This window comes from Deinococcus pimensis DSM 21231 (assembly GCF_000519345.1).
GTDB lineage: Bacteria > Deinococcota > Deinococci > Deinococcales > Deinococcaceae > Deinococcus_A > Deinococcus_A pimensis.
Genome location: NZ_KI912675.1, coordinates 281,657 through 298,699, shown reverse-complemented (window position 1 = coordinate 298,699; position 17,043 = coordinate 281,657). Strand labels below are relative to the sequence as shown.

Below are 17,043 nucleotides of genomic sequence, written 5' to 3'. Positions count from 1 at the left end.
ACGGCGCCGGAGAGCCGCGCGGCGCGCGCGTCGACCTGCGTCATGTCGGTGGTGCCGGGTGCGGGCGGTCCGGGCGAGGTGCAGGCGGCGAGCAGGACCGAGGTGAGCAGGGCGGTGGCGACGTGGGCGCGCAGGGGTCGTGTGAGCATGAGATGACCTTACGAGCACTCGGATGGCGTGAGCATGGCGCTCTGCTTGCGATGCTCGTCGAGCTGTACGTGCGCTGAGTCGCCTGCCGTGGTGTCCAGCGATGGCAGTGTCACGGCGGAGGCCGCGCTGCACCCGCCATGACTCTGCCATGCCCCTGACGCTACGGTCAGGTCGGCTTCGGCGCGAGCCGGAACCGGAAGGGAAGGACAAATGCGAGTATTCCTGATCGGTGGAGGCTGGACGGAACGGGCGTGGCCCCACACCCTTGGTGGGTTCGTCGCGGCCGCCACTCGCCCCACCGGACGCCGCATCGCGGTCGTGATCGTCGACGAGCCGGACCTCGACCTTGACGTGACGTTCAGCAGGTACGCGCGGGTCTTCGAGGCGCTCGGCGTGCACGGACGGGACCTGCACAGGGTGGTGGTGTCGGCGGAACGACCGCTCGCGCGGGGTCAGCTCCGCGACTCGGGCTGCACGGGTGTGTTCGTCTGCGGCGGCCTCACGCCGCTCTTCGAGCGTTCGCTGTGCGCGGACCTCGCGTGGCTCGACGACCTCGACGCGGACGTTCCGTACGCGGGGTTCTCGGCGGGCGCAGCGATCGCCGCGCGCACCGCGATCGTCGGCGGTTGGAGACTCCGGACGGGTGGGCGCGAGGTGGACGTCACGTCGGAAAGCGCCAGCGAGGACCTCGACCTGCTTGACCTCCGCGCGGGTCTCGGACTCGTGACGTTCACGGTGGACGTCCACGCGACGCAGTGGGGCACGCTGCCCAGACTCGTGCACGCGGTGAACGCCGACCTCACGCGCGGCGGCTGGGCGATCGACGAGGACACGGCGCTGCACGTCGTGGATGGCTTCGTGACGGTGCGTGGTCTCGGCTGCGCGTATCACGTTCGTCGGGACGGCGAGGACGTCCGCGTGACGGTCCACGCCGCACTTCGCGAGGAGATGGGTTCAGGCGCCAATCCGGACGTCCGCCCTGTAGGGTGAGCCTTCCCGTCCTGGTGGTCTTCCAGGCTTGGTTTATTCCTGTATGCACCGTGCGCGGTACGTCTTCAGGGTCAGGAAGCGTGATGTCCGTGGCTTTGTGAACGCATCCTTATTGCGCTCTCAAGTCGTGTGAGAGAACAATGAGCCATGTACGACGAGATCGCGGAGCTCAACAAGCACTGGCGGACGGACGTCGCAGGCCCCCACCACCACGCGGAGCTCCAGGCGTACGACAAGCTCGGCCTGCACTTCACGTGGAGCCACGACGAGCACGGCCTTCTGCGCTTCACCGCGACGGACGCGGCCGGTACGAGCCTCGCCACGGTCACCGCGTGGCCGAGAGCGAGGCACGCCATGATGCTCACCCTCGTCCTCAACGACCTCGTCGCGACGTCCCTCCCCTACAGCGCCTGACCCCCGCTTGAAGACCGAACTGACCTGATAAAGGTCCTTCGCGCTCAATCACTCAAAGGTGCTTCTGCGCGTCCGCCAAGTCCGCCTCGGTCGCTTCACTGTCGCGGGCAGCGTCACGAGCGTGAGCCCGGCGACCACCACACCCAACGTGACAAACGCACCCCACAGATCCAGTGCGTTCGCGAGCGGCTGACTCAGCAACAGGGACGCAAACTGCCCCAGCAAGATGGCGGACATGAGCGCGCCGAGCGGCTGACCCCGTCGCTCGGCGGTCGCCACGCTCGTGAGCCACACGTTGAGGTTCGGCATGGCCAGGCCGTTACCAAGACCGAGCGCGGCCAGCCCGAAACTCACGAGGGCGGGCAAGTCAGCTCACGCCGGTGCTTTGCACGCCTCCGCCAGCCCGGGAGGAGACCTCGACTTCACGTTGGAGCCTCCTCGGCGGGATGGACGCACTGATCGCGTCGGTCGAGCTGGGCGGGCACGTCACGATACACCCGGTGGGTACCAGCCTGTTTGACCGGCTCTTGTCGTGTTCGCGGTGGGCAGCACGACCGGAAGCCTACCAGGGCAGTCGTGAAGCGGGAGGTGGGACGTGCTTCTCGCGCGGCTGGACGTGAACGCAGCCCGGGCGAAGGAGTCAAAGTACGGCGTTGATGAAGGTAGGGGATGACCGCCACTTCCTGCTTTAGCGGGAAGTGGCGGTCGCAGGACGAGTCTTGACCATCTGACGCTCCGTGCGGCTTCGAGCCGCCACATCCGCAATTACCGACGACGCACCTTCGCGGCCTCCGGTCGTGTCAGATTGAGGAGGGGCCAGACGTGGTCTACGTGGTGCCGGGTGTGCTCGTCGCGGTGTTCTTCCTATGTGAGGGGCAGCGGCGGCGGGACCTGATGGTGTTCGGGATCGGGGTGAACAGGAGTTCCACGGCGGCGTACCGGCTCCTGGTGCTGCTCGTCATGAGGGCCGCCAAGATACCCATCGAATGGCGGGGCTGTGGCGGTCAAGACGGCAGGTGTGATGCCCCTGGGCGTCGTGCTCCGCAAATTTGTGACATTTTCGTCATGGGTCGGGCACGACACTTCACGCATGCGCGTTCTGCTCGCCCTCGCGCCCGGTTCCCCTGTCGTCCACGCGAAGCTGGACGCGCCCCTCGTCCTGCATGCCCGGTTCCACGACGACTTCAATGATCACCTGGCCGCCCTTCAAACGCGGCAGCGGAGCCCGGCCGAAGTGGCGGCGTGGCTGGAGCGCGTCGCCTGCCACGACGCGTTCCGCCGCGCCGCGCGGCTTCCGTGCTCGGCGTGGTATGCCTTTCCGCTGTTGACGCTGGAGGACTGGACGGACCCGGCGGCTGGGGGGTTGCGGCTTCGTCGGCAACGGCATCTTGAGGTGCAGGTGCGGATACGGGTGCGGGTGAACGCGGATGGTCACGTGGCGTGGACGGCAGGACCGTGAGTGCGGATCGTCGCCGTGCGCTGCTGGTGGTTTTGAAGGGGTTGGACTTCGGATGGTGTGGGGTGACGGCGTCCGGCGTTTGAGGCCTCCCCAGTCAGCCCTGTAAGAACTTTGTGAGATTATTAAGATTACGGTGAGCGTACCGCACAGTGTGCGAAACCCCACAACAGGGAAGCGATGAACTCCGCCCCAGTACACGGTCACCTCAAGGCGGAGGGAGCCAATGGTGAGCCCGGCCCCGAGGAGAAGCATGAAGACCCGTGCCCCGCTCTCGGCCACCCTGACCCTCACGATGCTGCTCGCCGCCTGCGGCACCACCCCACCCCCCGCCGCGCCCAGCATCACCCCCCAAAGCCTCACCCTCGCCCTCACCGCCACCGTCGGCGCCACCACCAGCACCACCTTCACCTTCGACAACACCGGCGGCAGCGACCTCACCTACGACACCACCGTCAGCTACCCCGACGGCAAAGCCAGCGGCTGGCTCACCCTCAGCGGCACCGCCAACGGCACCCTCCCCGCCGGACAGAGCGCCACCGTCACCCTCAACGCGATCTGCCAACCCTACGCGGACGCCTACGGCGCCACCCTCACCATCAAGAACCGCGCCGACGGCAGCGTGAAGGACATTCCGGTGGTGCTCAACTGCACCGCCGAGAGCAACACGGGTGACAACGCCCCCGTCCTCAGCATCGACGCACCCACCGAGACGACGACCCTGCCCGTCACGATCACCGGACGCGCCAGCGACAACGTCCTCGTGCACCGCGTCACCTACACCCTCAACGGCGGCACCGAAACGCGCGTCCCCAACATCACCGCCGCCAAGACCTTCGACCTGAACTTCCAGGTGACCGGCCTCAAACCCGGCGACAACGAACTCAAGGTCACCGCGTACGACAGCAGCAACAACGCCTACAGCCAGACCCGCGCCATCACCTACAACCCCGCCGACACCACCCCACCCGAGGTAAGCGCCGGGGACGTCAACGTCACGCCCGGCGGCACGCCCGGCACGATCAACATCGGCGTGACGCCCACCAACGGTGACACCGTCGCGCGGATCGACTACATCATCAAGGACGGAAGTGGCGCCACCGTCACGACCGGCACGGACAGCGACGCGCCCTTCACTGCCCCCAACGGCGAGACCCTCCCGCCCGGCACGTACACCGTCATCGTCACCGCGTACGACGCGAGCGGCAACGCCTCCCAGCCGGTCAGCACCACCTTCACCGTCGCGGACTACGTCAAGCCCACCGTGACCGTCAGCACCACCGACGCCACCACCCTGAACGCCAGCGGATCCGTGCACCTCACCGCCACGGCCGTCGACACGCACGGCGCGATCAGCAAGGTGGAGTTCCTCCAGGACGGCGAGGTCATCGCGACCGACACCACTGCCCCGTACGAGTACACCGCCACCTTCGACAGTCACACCCAGAACGGCACTCACGTCTTTACCGCCCGCGCCTACGACAATGCCACGCCCACCAACAGCGCCACGTCGAGCACCCACGTCACGGTGAGCGTCAACCTGCCCGTGCCAGACACCACACCGCCCCAGCTCGGCGACGGCAGCGTCACCGTCACGCCCGGCAGCGGCACCGTCACGATCGGCGTGACGCCCAGCAACAGCGACACCGTCACCCGCATCGACTACACGGTCAAGCAGGGCGACACGATCGTCACGACCGGCACGGACGAGACCGCGCCCTTCACCGCTCCGAACGGCGAACTCCTCCAGCCGGGGTCGTACACGCTCATCGTGGTGGCGTACGACGCGGCCGGCAACGCCTCCGCGCCGTACAGCACGACCGTCACCGTCGCCGATTGGGTCAAGCCGAGCGTGACGGGCGTGACGCTCGACAGCGCCACCGCGCCGATCGTCAGCAGCAGCACGCCGAGCTTCACCGTCAGCGCGAGCGACAACGCCACGGGCGGCGTCACGGCGTTCAAGTACAGCCTCGACGGTGGCGCCACCCTGCTCGATGCGACCATGACCACAGACGGGAACGGCACCTTCAAGGTGATCACGGGCGCGCTGCCCGAAGGGACCAGCAGCGTCATCCTGTACGCCCTGGACGCGCAGGGCAACACCTCTTCCGCGAGCACGGCCGTGAGTGTCACGGTGGACACCGCCCGGCCCACGGCGGTCCTAACGGTCAACCCGAGCGTCGTGTGGGTCGGCACGACCGCGACCGTGACGCTGAGCGTGGACGCGCAGGACGTGAGCGGATCGGGCGTGACGAGCGTCGTCGTCGCCCGTGACGGTGGGCAGCCCCTGACGGCGACCTTCAACGCCGCCACGAACCGCTACGAGGCGACGGACACCTTCGCGGTGACGAGCGCGGGGACGCTGTCGTACACGGCGACGGTGACGGACGCGGCGGGTCTGACGGGAGGCGCGACCGCTTCGGTGACCGCGCAGGTGCCGGTCAACCTGGGCGTCGTGGTCACGAACGACACGATCAACGGCAACAGCCAGAACGCCACGGCGAACTTCACCGCGACGGTCACGCATGACGTCAGCACGGTGACGGTGACGGTGCGGTACGAGACGAACGCGGGCGTCACGACGTACACGGACACGAACTTCACGGGCACGTCGTTGGTGCTGTCGATGAAGAACACCTTCGTCGGGGCGGCGTACACGGTGACGGTGTCGGACGGCGTGAACCCGGACGTGGTGCAGACGGGCGTCATCAAGCACCGCTGAACTTCACGGGCGAGCAGGCGATCAGGTTTTCCTGATCGCCTGCTCGTTGAGCTTGCTTGTAGGTACAAGAACGCAAGTGCGAACGGCTGGTTGAGACGTCGCCTCCTTGCAGGAGAAAGGGTGTTTCTGCAAGCTGCTTCCAATGCAGTAATCTGGTAGGTCTCCTTGAAATCCCCTCTCCAACGGTGCTGCCGATGGCAGCTGGGCAGGCCCCAAAAATAAACAGCCCAGACTCGCCCTCCATTCATCTTGGTTGAAGCGGCCGCGTTTATCTTGGGAACCTCTCTCAAGAACTCCCCTCACCGTCGCGGCTGACGTGTTCACGCCGCCAGCGCTCAAGCAGCGATGGGTACTCCCGCTCGACGAGCACGAACAGGTCCCGCATCTTCGAGAGGACGATCAGGGCCTCTAGGCCTGTGGCGGGTGACGTGTCGCTGAGGTGGCTGCCAGCAGGGTCGGTGCGAGATGAAAGGAGCGAGCTAAAGAACAGGACATGTCATATCTTTTTGACATGTCTCGTTCTCTGGGTTAACCTGGCCGCATGCACACCGCCCTGCTCGCCTCCCGCGTCACTGCCCTCCTCCTCGTCCTTACCGGCTTCCTCGTCATCCTCACCGACCAGTTTGACACCGGCCGCACCCTCTGCGTCCTCGGCCTCACCGTCGGCCTGCCCTCCCTCCTGCATGCACTGCGAAGCCGCACCCCCCGGAGCTCCTGATGCGCAACCGCATCCGCGAACTCCGCACCGAACGCGGCTGGTCCCAGGCGGACCTCGCCCTGCGCCTCGGCGTCGCCCGGCAGACCATCAACAACTTCGAAACCGGCAAGAACGACCCCAGCCTCCTGCTCGCCTTCCGCCTCTCCTGGCTCCTCGAACAACCCCTCGAACGGCTCTTCACCGTCGACCCCGACGAACACGCCAGCCTCGTCGGCGAACACTGGGAGTACCACGACCGCCTCGCCACCGCCTTCGACGAAGTCGGCATCCTCGAACAGATGGGCCACGACGGCTGGGAACTCACCGGCTTCGGACCGCTCGTACTGCACTTCCGCCGTCCCGAGGATCCCACCCTGCGCCTGAGGTGGCGCTACGAACGCCGCGCGGGCCTCCTCGCCGGTCGCGTCCGCCGCGACCTCGAAGGGCAAGGCTGGACCTATTGCGGCACCTGGGGCACCCTGCACTACTTCAAACGGACCGACTGAACTCCCAAGCGACCAGCAGGTTCCCTCACGTCTCCGCTCACCGACGAATACGTCATTCGTCGGAGGCTCCCTCGCGCCGCGCCTGCTTTACTGTCCGGCATGACGGTCACGTCCAATGCCCTCGCAGGGCTCCTCACGCGCTGCAAGCACGAACTACACGGCACGCTTGCCATGGCCCCCACTGCCACACCACGATCCGCTCCCGGCGTGCGGTGGTTCCGGGGCGGCCTGCCGTACGCTGCGTTCAACCGCGTGATCGAAACGAACCTGACCACAGACTCCTCCCACGACGCCATCCGGCAGATCGTGGAAGACGCCCGAACTCACCACACGCCCCTCACGTGGATTACCGGCCCGGACGACACGCCCGGGGATCTGGACATCCGACTGCTCGACGCCGGCTGGCGCCACGTCGAGGACGAACCGGGCATGGTGTGCGACCTGCGCGTCTCAAGGGAGGTTTGCTCACCTCCGGCGCCGCTCCGCTTCGTGGACATCCGGACCGACGCCGACATGCGGACGTGGGCGGGCGTGTGGGCGTACGACGCACCCGCCGAGCTGCACGACCGCGTCGGCGGGTACTACGCCAGCCTGGAGCTGGACGAAACGAAGCCCCTTCAGCACGTCTTGGGGCTGCTCGACGACCGGCCGGTCGTGTGCGCCACCCTGTTCCGGGGCAGCGAGGCGGCGGCGGTGGAGCACGTCGTGACCCTTCCCGAGGCGAGACGCCGTGGGCTCGGCGCGGCGATCACGAGCGAACTGATGACCCGGGCGCGCGCTCACGGGTACGACTGGGCGGTGCTGACGGCCTCCCCCCTTGGGGAGGGCACGTATCGCCGGCTGGGGTTCGGGGAGGTCTGCACGGTCCGCACCTTCGAGTGGCGGCCCTGACCCTGAAGAGGGCAGACTTCGGTCAACCTCGCCCTGCTCCCCTTCACGCGTGCTTCCGCTCGATTCAAAAGGCCTCATCCGAGACCGGACGTCGCGTAACTCGCGTGTCGGCTTCTCGGTCCGTCCATGCCGACACGCGGTCCGCTACCTTTCGTGCATCCGCATCGAAAGGACCGCCCGCGACGTCCTCCAGCTCCGCGTGGACCAACGTCCTCACCATCCGCGCGCCTCGCTCGTCCAGCTCGCACGCAGGGGCGGAACGGTCGATCCGCTCGTGAATCAGCCGCACCAGCGCGACGGCCGCGCCGTCCGCCCAGGCGGACGGGGACGTGCATCCGCCGTCCACCACGCGCAGCACCTCGTACGGCCATCCCAACGGCGTCAGCGCGCCACCGACCGGTCCGCGCAGCGTCCGCGCGACCGACGCCCAGTCGACCTGACGAACGTCCGACACGTCCTGTCCGGCGAGCACCTCCCGCAGCCCTTGGAGGGCTGCGCGCAGCGCGTCGTGCGCGTGCCGCGTCAGGGCGCGCCGCAGCACCGCCGATAGCGCCCCCCCGCTCCGCACGAGCGTCCGTTCGCCAGGCATCAGGAGCGGCGTGACCGCCCGGTTCACCTCGTCGAGGTCGATCACGCCGACGGTGAGGGCGTCGGTGACGTCGTGATGCAGTTGCGCCACCTCGTCCGCCACGGCCACCACCAGCGCTTCCGGGGTGAAGCCGTCCTGGAGCTCAGCGAGCAGCGAGTCGTAGAACGACGGGACCGGCGGGGCAGGCTGGGCCGGGTCGGTGTGCCGGTAACGCAGCCCGGTATGCACCGCCATCGCCCAGAGCGTCTGCACGGTGAGGTTGAGTCCACCCGGCGTGAGCGCGTGGGGTGGCCGTTCGAGGTGCATGCACACCCGCAGGGACTGAAGGTTGTGCTTGAACCCGCCGGGCGTCAGGGCGTGCAGGACGCGTTCGCCCGCGTGCCCGAACGGCGTGTGGCCGAGGTCATGTCCGAGCGCCGCCGCTTCCACGAGGTGCTCGTCGAGGTCGAGCCGGCGCGCGAGGACGCGGGCGACGTGCGCGACCTCCAGGGTGTGCGTGAGTCGGGAGCGGACGGTGGGGTGGCGCTGCACGTCGAAGGTCTGGGTCTTCCCGGCGAGCCGCGCGAAGGCGGCGCTGTCGTGGAGCCGCTCGATGTCCGTGAGGAAGGCGCCGCCCCACGCAGTGACGAGAGGCTCGGGGTGCAGGCGTCGTGGGGTGAACTTGGGCAGAGGGTGTGCAGTCATGGTCTGTGCGTCCCGACGCTTCGGGAGAAGGTCACTGTAGAGCGAACGAGAACGTCCGTGGCGACGCCGGTCCCATATCGACGACACCTCCTCGCGCACCAGCTCCACCGCTCAAGGTCAACTCTCCTGATGCCCGCCCCGAACGCGCGCGAAGACGATCGCCGCCCCGTCCGCGACCTCACGCCGCACGTGCCCACCCGTGAAGTACAGCGCCCGCAAGCCGAACGCGTCCACGTTCACGACGCCCTCGAACCCCCGCGAGGTCAGGAACACGTCCACCGCACCACGCGCCAACGCAAACGACAGGCCCTCACCGATCGCGCTCGTCACCGCCCGGATCCGCCGCGCGAACCGGTTCGCAGGGTCGAACAGCACGTCCTCGTAGAAGTAGTCGAAGATCACCGTGCTGCCCCGCGCCGCGTGAGCGGCAACGAACGCGAGCGTCTCGTCCACCGCGCTCCTCGACAGGTACATCGTCACGCCCTGCCACACGAACATCGTCCGGCCACGCGCGTCGAATCCCGCGTCCCGCAGACGAAGGGCGAGGCCCTGCGTCTCGAAATCCACCCCCACGAACACCACGTGCCCCGGAAGCGGCCCGAGCGTCCGCTCGAAACGAGCGCGGACGAACGCCTGCGTGACCGGGTGGTCCACCAGAAACACCCGCGTCCCTTCGATGCCGGGAATGCGCAGCGCGCGGGTGTCGAAACCCGCGCCGAGCAGCACGACCTGATCGAGCCCCTCGCGGAGCCGCAACGCGAGGACGTCGTCGATGAAGCGCTCACGCAGCAGGATGAACTCGATCACGCCCACACCGAAGAAGCGCGCGTACAGCCCCGAGTCGATCACAAAGCGGCTCATCGCGACCTGGGCGGAACGCACGAGCCTGACGGACACCGGGTCGTCGAGGAGCCGCCGGGCAGGGGAACGGGACGTCTCGATCGCCCGGACGATCGCCATGCCTTCAGCGGTGGTGCTGGCTCGATCTCGTTTCATGCCGTCCTTCCTTTCGACGTACGCGCATACCCGGAAGGGAGAGGTATCTCGACAGTACGACGCGCGTCCCCCTCCGAGCAGCAGACGCGAGGGACATGGGCGATGAACGTGTCGCACCGTACCTGCTCGGTCCTCGGCCTGCCGCGTAGGGTGCGCTCGCCGCGACATGCTCCAAACGTCGGCATCCGCCCGGACGCGCGATCCTCTCCCATCGCACGATGGTCCCCGTGAGCACGCCCAGACTGCACGCGAACGAACCGCCGAACCGCACGTCGATCCGGCGCTCGTCACGCGTCTCGTCACCGCGCAGTGTCCCCACCTCGCGCACCTCGACGTCCGTCCCGCCCGCGCGCTCGGCACCGTGCACGTCCTCTACCATCTCGGGGAGGACCTCGTCGTCCGCCCGCCCCGCGTGGGCGTGTCTAAGGAGAAGGTCGACAAGGAGCACGCCTGGCTGCCTCGCCTCGCGCCGCGCCTGAGGGTGCCGATTCCCGTCCCGGTCGCTGGGGGCGCCCCTACGCCCGAGTACCCCTGCGAGTGGTCCGTGTACACCTGGCTGCGCGGCGAGAACCCCACACCGGGCAGACTCGACGATCCGGAGGGCTTTGCGCTCGACCTCGCGGCGTTCGTGACGACGCTGCATGCGCTGAACGTCGTGGACGCTCCGCCGAGCGAGCGGGGTCGCCGCAGCCTGCGGGACCTCGACGCGTCCGCTTGCGCCGCCACCGAGCAAGCCCACGGCCTGATCGGCGTGGAGGCCGCCACACACGCGTTGGAGACGGCCTTGCGCGCACACGAGTGGGACGGACACGCCGTGTGGGTGCACGCGGACCTGCTGCCCGGCAACTTGCTCATCGAGGACGGTCGACTGAACGGGATGCTGGACTTCGGCGCGCTCGGCACGGGTGATCCCGCGAGCGACCTGAACGTCGCATGGAGCGTGCTGCCCCGGGAGGCGCGTGAGGTGTTCCGGGACGCACTCGGAGCGAACGAGGGCACGTGGGCGCGGGCGCGTGGGCTGGCCCTCGTGATCGCGCTTCAGGCACTGCCGTACTATCAGCACACGCACCCGGCGTTCGCGCTGGTGGCGCGGTACGTCATCACCGAGATTCTCGACGAGCACGGGAGGAACGTATGAACGGCACCACCAAGGGGAACGCAACATCCATGTCCAGCGAGCAGGGCGACGACCTGCCGCGTGGCATCGGTGCGCCCGCCGAGCGCTTCATGGCACGGGGGTCACCCGGCTGGAGGACCTGACGCGCCACACCGAGGGAGCGCTGCTCGCCCTGCACGGCATGGGCCCGAAAGCGCTCAGGGTCCTGCGCTTGGCGCTGAGTGAGCGTGGGCTCTCGTTCGCGTCACACCACGAGTCGGCAAGCACGGCAGGCACGGCTTGACCCGCGCACGACGACCTCACCCCTCCTCGCCGCCTGCGCGCTCCCCCAGACGGAGCAGACCCGCCCCGGTCCGCCTGAAGCCGACCCCCGTGTAGTAGGCATCGAGATGCGGTTCGTCGTCGACGTGCAACCACACCGCGCCCCGCTCGCCCGCCGGAGCAGCGCCGTCCCCACGCCCCGCCGCTGGTACGCCGCGTGAACGGACGTGTCGAAGATTGACGCGTGCATCCCGCCGTCCCATGCCACGTTGCCGAACCCGACGAGCCGGTCGTCGTGATACGCGCACACCCAGCACAGACTGCGTGCCAGGATCTGTCCCCACCGTGCCCGGCCGGGTCCACCCCAGGCACTCGTCATGAGGTCGCGCATGGCCTGCTCGTCGGGGAGCTCGTCGGTCACACATCGAAGGCCCGTCATCCCCGGACTGTATCCGACGCGACCCGCTCGAACGGCAGGTGGCGCCCCGACTCATCCCTTTGACGTGACCTCCCGCGCGAGGTCACGCAGGGCGTCTATGTCGGTGCCCTTCAGCGCGACATTCAGGCGCGCCCCGAACGCCCGCGGCGCGTCCGGCATGCTTCCCGCGACGTCCACGGAGCCTTTCTCGTTCGTGAGCCACGTCCGCCCGCGCGCGCACAGTGTCTGTACGAGCGCCGCAACTACCTGCGCCGCGCAGCCCTGCGCGTAGTACACGTCCCCACGCGCGTCACCCTTCTCGGCGAGGTCCAACCAGAACGCGGCCTGCCAGGCGTAGTGACGGTCGAGCGCCACGCCGAGCGCGTCCGGGTACCCGCCGAGCGTCGTCCTAAGCACCCCGCGCCGGCCTGCGGGGTCGCTCAGCACCCGCGCGACCGCGAGTTCCGCTGCGAGGTGATGGGCGTGCACACCGTGCGGATGCCCCACCTGCGTGCAGCGTCACATGACCGGCCAGCGCGTCCTGGACACTCCGCTCGACCCGGTCGAGGGGACAGGATGGGTCTGGGCGTCGTATGTCGTCGACCGGAGGTGCCACTTCGCTCAGGAACTCGCTGTCGCTCACCATGAGCACTTCGTTCGACCACAGAACCGCAACATCTTGCTGTCAGGCACCGACGCTTAGGTTTGGCTAGATGAATGCCAAACGCTCGTCAAGCGCGGCAGGAGCGCGGGTATGATTCGTGCCGCACAGCTGCTGACCGCCGCCCTCACCTCGTTCGCACTGATGGGCTGCACGACCACGCCCACCCCGCCCGACACGCGCGCCTTCGTCGCCCGTGTCGAACTGACGTCCACGGCCGCCCTCCTCACTGCGTCCGGTGACACCGCCACCCTGCGGGCCGCCGCGTACGACGTGCAAGGCCGGCCGGTCCAGATCGAAGGTCCCGTGCTGTGGTCCTCCTCCAACGAAAACGTCCTCCACGTCGACGGCGCCGGTCACGCTACCGCCAAGGCCGAGATCGGCACGGCCAGGGTGACGGCCACCGTCAACGGTGTGCCGTCCCGACCGATGCTGCTCACCGTCGCCCGTACTGCGAGGGACACTCTGCTCGTCACCGACGAGCAGCTCACTTCCGCGCCCGCCCGTGTCGATGGCGGCTCGACGGACACTTCCGTCGGAGCGCGCTTCACCGTCAGCGTCCGGGACGATGTCACCCCGAACGTCGGGCAGGTCCTGCTCTCCACCGGCGTCTCTCCTGTGGTCGGTCGTGTGCTGGCGGTGCAGCCGCGCGCTTCAGGGAGGCTCGTGACGCTCGAAACGGTGGCGCTGACAGACGCTTACCGGGAGTTGCGGGTGCAGGATCACGTGCAACTGGACCTCGCGACGCTCGTCGCGCAAAATGGACCGTTCGCACCGGAGCGGATTGAGCGGCATCATGACGGTACCGTTACCCTGACGTACCGATTGCCCGAAACGACGATGTCCCGGCAGTCCACGACGCTGCCCGATGACGACATCCTGCCGGGACCATTCGCGAAGAAGGACTTCACGGTCGGTCCCTTCGAATGCGGAAGCACCCTCGACACGCTGCTCAGCGGGGACCTGATCAGCGTCAAGCTCGAATCTAAGATGGACGTGGACTACGACGCAGTCGTCTCGAACGGAGAGTTGACGGCGCTGGGCGCGGAACTCAACGGGGAACTGACCGGCACCGTGACCGGTGGACTCGACCTGGACCTGGGTGTGCAGGGTGAATTGAAGTGCCGCGCTGTGCTTGGGCGTCTGCCCATCCCGGTGTCCGGTCCGCTCGCAAGCTTCTTCGCGCCGACCGTCCCGCTCGGACTAGGCTTCCTGCTGGACGGGAAGCTCAAGCTCGGCAAGGTACAGTTCGCGCTGGAAGGCAAGCTCGGAGGAAAGCTTCAGGCTGGCGTCACGTACGATCGAGTGTCAGGCTCGATGACCGAGCGTCACAAGCTCGAACCGGTCAATACCTTGACGCCGCAGCTGAAGTTGCTGCTGCCGGACGAGGCGCTCCGCCTGGAAGGCGGTGTGGGCGTTCACGCGACTGCAGGGCTGGACTTCACCCCCTTTCCCTGGCTTGTCGACGCGACCCCGAGCTTCAAAGCGCTGGATGTCACGTTCGGCCCGAGGTTCGAAGGTAGCGTCGCACCGACAGGAACGCAGGCGCTCGTGAACGACTACGCATCGAGTTACGCGTTGAAGCTCGTCGGGACGATGGGACCGGGCGACGACCTGCAGGAGCTGCTCGCGGTCATGGGCACGCGCAACCAAGTGAAGGTGTTCGGCGCCGCGCCGCTCGTCGAGGGCACCATGGCCCGCTCACCCAACGGCACGCTGAGCGGACCGACGACGGTCACGGTCGCCACGCCCGCCAAGCTCAGCGTGGACCTCAAGGCCGCGAACGTCAGTTTCATTCCGGGCTCCTACAACGTACGTGAGGTGCTGTTGTTCCGCGATCGGGACGGCACGCTCGAACCGTTCGCCCGTCAGGTAGCGGATGAAGGCGCGACGCACTTTGAGTTTCCCTGGACACCCCTCGCCGAGGACGCCGGTCGGGCGGTCACGTTCCGTGCATTCGTGGTATCGAACGCATTGCGCGGTGTTCCACTCGAAATCGACGACGACGCCAAGTTCTCCGTGACGGTCGAAAGGGGCAGTCCCTCACCACCCCAGCGGACGGGGTGGAAGGGCACGATTAAGTACAGCTGGAGCGGCGTCCTTGACTCCACGCAGATGGATCCCTATTACGGTGAGCTCAAGCATCATCACGACGCGAAAGGGTCGTTGACCTGCGATCTTCAAGGTGTGGACGCGGACGGAAACGAGCGCACGGACTGGACGTACGACAACGTGACATTCACGTGGGATGAGGACCGGATCGGTCGGATTGAGGAACGCCACGTCGCGTACGCGTCGAAGAGCTTCGTATCCCCTTACGCTGGAGGAATCTCAAACGTGTACTTCGCACCTACAGAGGACGCAGTGACTCGGACATACAACCGCTACGAATATGGTCAACTTGTCCAGACGTGGAACGGGAAGGTCAAGCTCGAGTTGAGTGGGTCGTGCCTCGTGGACGGACTAACGCAACACTTGACCGAGGTGGACGGCAGGATCGTGTACACGGCTGACATTCTTCCTGTCCATGTGGGCGGGTACGGTATGAACGACGGGTTCAAGGAGACAGTGGAAATCAATCTCGTCCGTCAGTGAAGAGCGCGGATCGTCGGTCAGCCCTGCGATCTACCCGGCGACGCATCGGGAGCGGATGAACCGTCCGCTCCCGATGCGTTCAGGCCCGGAGTACCGTGCAGCACGGTACTCCGGGCCTGTATCGCGGGGTGACATTCTCACGCGCCGCCAGGGGTCCCATGGGATGAGCTCGACACGAGACATGTTCAGATCCTTAACCGTTCAGTCGAAGGTCGCTCTGGTGTGACGCGTTCCCTGCCCGACCTGCCGGTGCCCTTGGTGGCGTGGCCCTGGACGCTTGCACCGCGTCCCTGGGGGCGCGCTGGAGAGCGCGCTCCAGGTGTGCCTGCGTCATCGAGGTGGCCGAGGAGGTCATGCAACTCCAGAAAGGTATCGGAGGACGTCACGATGTGTGGTGACGTCCTCCGATGTCGGCTCGGGCCGTTCAATGCTCAGCGGCGCAGCAGCTCCGTGTACAGATGCTCCAGACACTCGTCCACGCTCAGGAAGTACCGCCGCGCACCGGTCGTGCCTTCCCGGACGGACGCTCGCCATGCAGGTGCGTGCTCGGGGCCTTCGTACCAGAGACGGAGCACGTACACGCGTCCGTCGTATGTGGTGAAGGGTCGTTCGGTCGTCTCGTTGATGTCCATCCTCGCTTCCTTCCGGGTCTACCGGTGGGTTCGGCTGCCCCTAGCCTGACTTCATTCAGGTCGTTCCCGCGGTGTGCCCTGGCCCTGACCCGTGTCGGCGGCGGAGCGGTCCGCACGGGCCGTCAAGGTGATGTCGAAGCGTCACTTACGAGCCGAAGTCCAGGTTGACGTCACCGCAGAAGTGCGTGGCGGCCATCGGGAAGCCCTGAACCGGGGCGCCGCCCGCCTAGAGGGTGCTGGTGTACGTCACCTTTCCGACGGAGGTGAAGGTCGTGATCGTGCCCTGCAGGTTCGTGTCGGAGTTGTAGTATCCGCCGCCGCTGGTGCCCGTCGTGCTCCTCTTGCCCACGAGCTCGGTGGGGACGGTCGAGCGGGTCGGCTGGTCGGGTGGCCGCGCCAGGTTGGTCGAAGGCGAGCATGGTGACGATCACGTTTATGGTGGAGGGGCGGACGCGACCGAGGGTCTTCTCATCCGAGCTGTCAATGCTGAGGTTGTCTTCCGCGCCGAACTCACCGTTGGATGCGTTGTCCTTCCACGCAATCACGACGTACTCGCCGTCAGCGAACGTGCCGGTCGTGAAGGTCGCCTGACGGCCTGCCTGCTTGATGACGATGCCGTCCGTGTTGTCCCAGTCGCAGTCGTCGTTCCTGACGGGGCAGACAATGATGCCCTGCACGTCCGCGCCTGCGGTCGGGGTCACCGTGCCGCTGATGGTCCGCGTGCCCGGCTGCGGTACCGGCTGGCTGACACTGCCGCCGGGAAGCGCGCTGGGCGTGGCGGTGGGGGGGTCACCTCCGCAGACGGTGAGCAAGCTGGCGGAGATGAGGAACGCGCCGAGCAGTGTGGTGGTCTGCATGAGGTTCTCCTTGTGACGATCACGTCGGACCGTCTCGTGGTCTGCATCGGCACTGTAGGGGCGGCACCCTGACACGCCGATGTTGCCCAGCCAGCCCGAATGACCCGCCGGTGCTCGGCAAGGGCGTGACGTACGTCACGCCCGGACGTTCGTGTGCGCGGCGCTCACAGTCGGCAGGACGGCGCTGTGACGAGGCGCCGGACGTCGGCATGGCCCGTGAGGTGCGGCGCGCGAGGAGGTCAGGTCGTCGTGAACTGCCGCGCGAGCGCGTCGAGCGCCTGTTCGGCCTTCTGGGCGCCCTGCGTGTCGCCAAGGGCCACGTACGCCCGCAGCGCCTCGTCGTACGCCCGCCTCGCCTCGCTTGACCGCATGGTGCGCTGCGCGGCTTCGCCGGAGCGCAGCAGCCA

The 17,043-nt window shown here is 67.4% G+C and carries 18 protein-coding genes; 10 read left to right on the top strand and 8 right to left on the bottom strand.

The genetic code is table 11. The features are described 5' to 3' along the window. Nucleotides 1–360: 360 nt before the first annotated feature. Complete coding sequence (locus DEIPI_RS34615; protein ID WP_045235141.1) at nucleotides 361–1,140, top strand: type 1 glutamine amidotransferase family protein; 780 nt, start codon at nucleotides 361–363, stop codon at nucleotides 1,138–1,140. 147 nt (nucleotides 1,141–1,287) lie between these two features. Further along, nucleotides 1,288–1,554 carry a hypothetical protein gene (locus DEIPI_RS0125375; protein ID WP_027483630.1) on the top strand — a complete coding sequence of 89 codons (267 nt, stop codon included), beginning with the start codon at nucleotides 1,288–1,290 and terminating at the stop codon, nucleotides 1,552–1,554. 48 nt (nucleotides 1,555–1,602) lie between these two features. Here the strand turns inward: DEIPI_RS0125375 and DEIPI_RS0125370 are convergent, their stop codons facing one another. After that, entirely contained in the window at nucleotides 1,603–1,920 is a 318-nt protein-coding gene (locus tag DEIPI_RS0125370) for an MFS transporter (RefSeq protein WP_027483629.1), read from the bottom strand. A 461-nt stretch (nucleotides 1,921–2,381) separates the two neighbouring features. After that, the gene (locus DEIPI_RS42010; RefSeq protein WP_281173267.1) at nucleotides 2,382–2,516 is read right to left on the bottom strand and encodes a hypothetical protein; all 135 of its coding nucleotides are present in this window, start codon (nucleotides 2,514–2,516) and stop codon (nucleotides 2,382–2,384) included. A 128-nt stretch (nucleotides 2,517–2,644) separates the two neighbouring features. On the opposite strand from DEIPI_RS42010, the gene DEIPI_RS0125365 reads away from it, so the two are divergent. The 5 genes from DEIPI_RS0125365 (at nucleotide 2,645) to DEIPI_RS0125345 (ending at nucleotide 7,826) form a co-directional block, all read left to right on the top strand. Beyond that, a complete protein-coding gene (locus DEIPI_RS0125365; RefSeq protein ID WP_157464065.1) occupies nucleotides 2,645–3,013 on the top strand; it encodes a hypothetical protein in 369 nt (122 codons plus the stop codon). Nucleotides 3,014–3,263: 250 nt separating this feature from the next. Next, the gene (locus tag DEIPI_RS0125360; protein WP_027483627.1) at nucleotides 3,264–5,732 is read left to right on the top strand and encodes a beta strand repeat-containing protein; all 2,469 of its coding nucleotides are present in this window, start codon (nucleotides 3,264–3,266) and stop codon (nucleotides 5,730–5,732) included. A 541-nt stretch (nucleotides 5,733–6,273) separates the two neighbouring features. Continuing rightward, nucleotides 6,274–6,450, top strand: coding sequence for a hypothetical protein (locus DEIPI_RS38455; protein WP_157464063.1), 177 nt, complete (start codon nucleotides 6,274–6,276; stop codon nucleotides 6,448–6,450). Continuing rightward, nucleotides 6,450–6,935, top strand: a complete 486-nt coding sequence (locus tag DEIPI_RS42140) for a helix-turn-helix domain-containing protein (RefSeq protein ID WP_084474947.1) — start codon at nucleotides 6,450–6,452, stop codon at nucleotides 6,933–6,935. The genes DEIPI_RS38455 and DEIPI_RS42140 overlap by 1 nt, the downstream gene beginning before the upstream one ends. Before the next feature lie 99 nt (nucleotides 6,936–7,034). After that, entirely contained in the window at nucleotides 7,035–7,826 is a 792-nt protein-coding gene (locus DEIPI_RS0125345) for a GNAT family N-acetyltransferase (RefSeq protein ID WP_027483626.1), read from the top strand. 64 nt (nucleotides 7,827–7,890) lie between these two features. Here the strand turns inward: DEIPI_RS0125345 and DEIPI_RS36205 are convergent, their stop codons facing one another. Both DEIPI_RS36205 and DEIPI_RS34600 read right to left on the bottom strand, forming a co-directional pair. Then, nucleotides 7,891–9,099, bottom strand: coding sequence for an HD domain-containing protein (locus DEIPI_RS36205; protein ID WP_052352019.1), 1,209 nt, complete (start codon nucleotides 9,097–9,099; stop codon nucleotides 7,891–7,893). 117 nt (nucleotides 9,100–9,216) lie between these two features. Beyond that, nucleotides 9,217–10,095, bottom strand: a complete 879-nt coding sequence (locus DEIPI_RS34600) for an SAM-dependent methyltransferase (RefSeq protein ID WP_045235139.1) — start codon at nucleotides 10,093–10,095, stop codon at nucleotides 9,217–9,219. Between the two features lie 166 nt (nucleotides 10,096–10,261). Here DEIPI_RS34600 and DEIPI_RS34595 point away from each other — a divergent pair, with 166 nt between their 5' ends. Beyond that, nucleotides 10,262–11,233: an aminoglycoside phosphotransferase family protein gene (locus DEIPI_RS34595; protein ID WP_045235138.1), complete on the top strand. Its 972-nt coding sequence runs from the start codon at nucleotides 10,262–10,264 to the stop codon at nucleotides 11,231–11,233. Further along, entirely contained in the window at nucleotides 11,230–11,355 is a 126-nt protein-coding gene (locus tag DEIPI_RS42005; RefSeq protein WP_281173266.1) for a hypothetical protein, read from the top strand. Before DEIPI_RS34595 ends, DEIPI_RS42005 begins: the two co-directional genes overlap by 4 nt. Nucleotides 11,356–11,456: 101 nt before the next feature. On the opposite strand, the gene DEIPI_RS42345 is transcribed toward DEIPI_RS42005, so the two are convergent. Both DEIPI_RS42345 and DEIPI_RS34590 read right to left on the bottom strand, forming a co-directional pair. Continuing rightward, nucleotides 11,457–11,852, bottom strand: coding sequence for a GNAT family N-acetyltransferase (locus DEIPI_RS42345; protein WP_425387894.1), 396 nt, complete (start codon nucleotides 11,850–11,852; stop codon nucleotides 11,457–11,459). Nucleotides 11,853–11,963: 111 nt separating this feature from the next. Then, the gene (locus tag DEIPI_RS34590) at nucleotides 11,964–12,380 is read right to left on the bottom strand and encodes a hypothetical protein (protein ID WP_157464061.1); all 417 of its coding nucleotides are present in this window, start codon (nucleotides 12,378–12,380) and stop codon (nucleotides 11,964–11,966) included. Between the two features lie 265 nt (nucleotides 12,381–12,645). Here DEIPI_RS34590 and DEIPI_RS0125315 point away from each other — a divergent pair, with 265 nt between their 5' ends. Next, entirely contained in the window at nucleotides 12,646–15,147 is a 2,502-nt protein-coding gene (locus DEIPI_RS0125315) for a hypothetical protein (RefSeq protein WP_027483625.1), read from the top strand. 431 nt (nucleotides 15,148–15,578) lie between these two features. Here DEIPI_RS0125315 and DEIPI_RS0125310 read toward each other — a convergent pair whose 3' ends face one another. Further along, nucleotides 15,579–15,779, bottom strand: coding sequence for a hypothetical protein (locus DEIPI_RS0125310; protein ID WP_027483624.1), 201 nt, complete (start codon nucleotides 15,777–15,779; stop codon nucleotides 15,579–15,581). A gap of 170 nt (nucleotides 15,780–15,949) precedes the next feature. Next, a complete protein-coding gene (locus DEIPI_RS38450) occupies nucleotides 15,950–16,636 on the bottom strand; it encodes a hypothetical protein (protein ID WP_157464058.1) in 687 nt (228 codons plus the stop codon). Nucleotides 16,637–17,043: the final 407 nt, after the last annotated feature.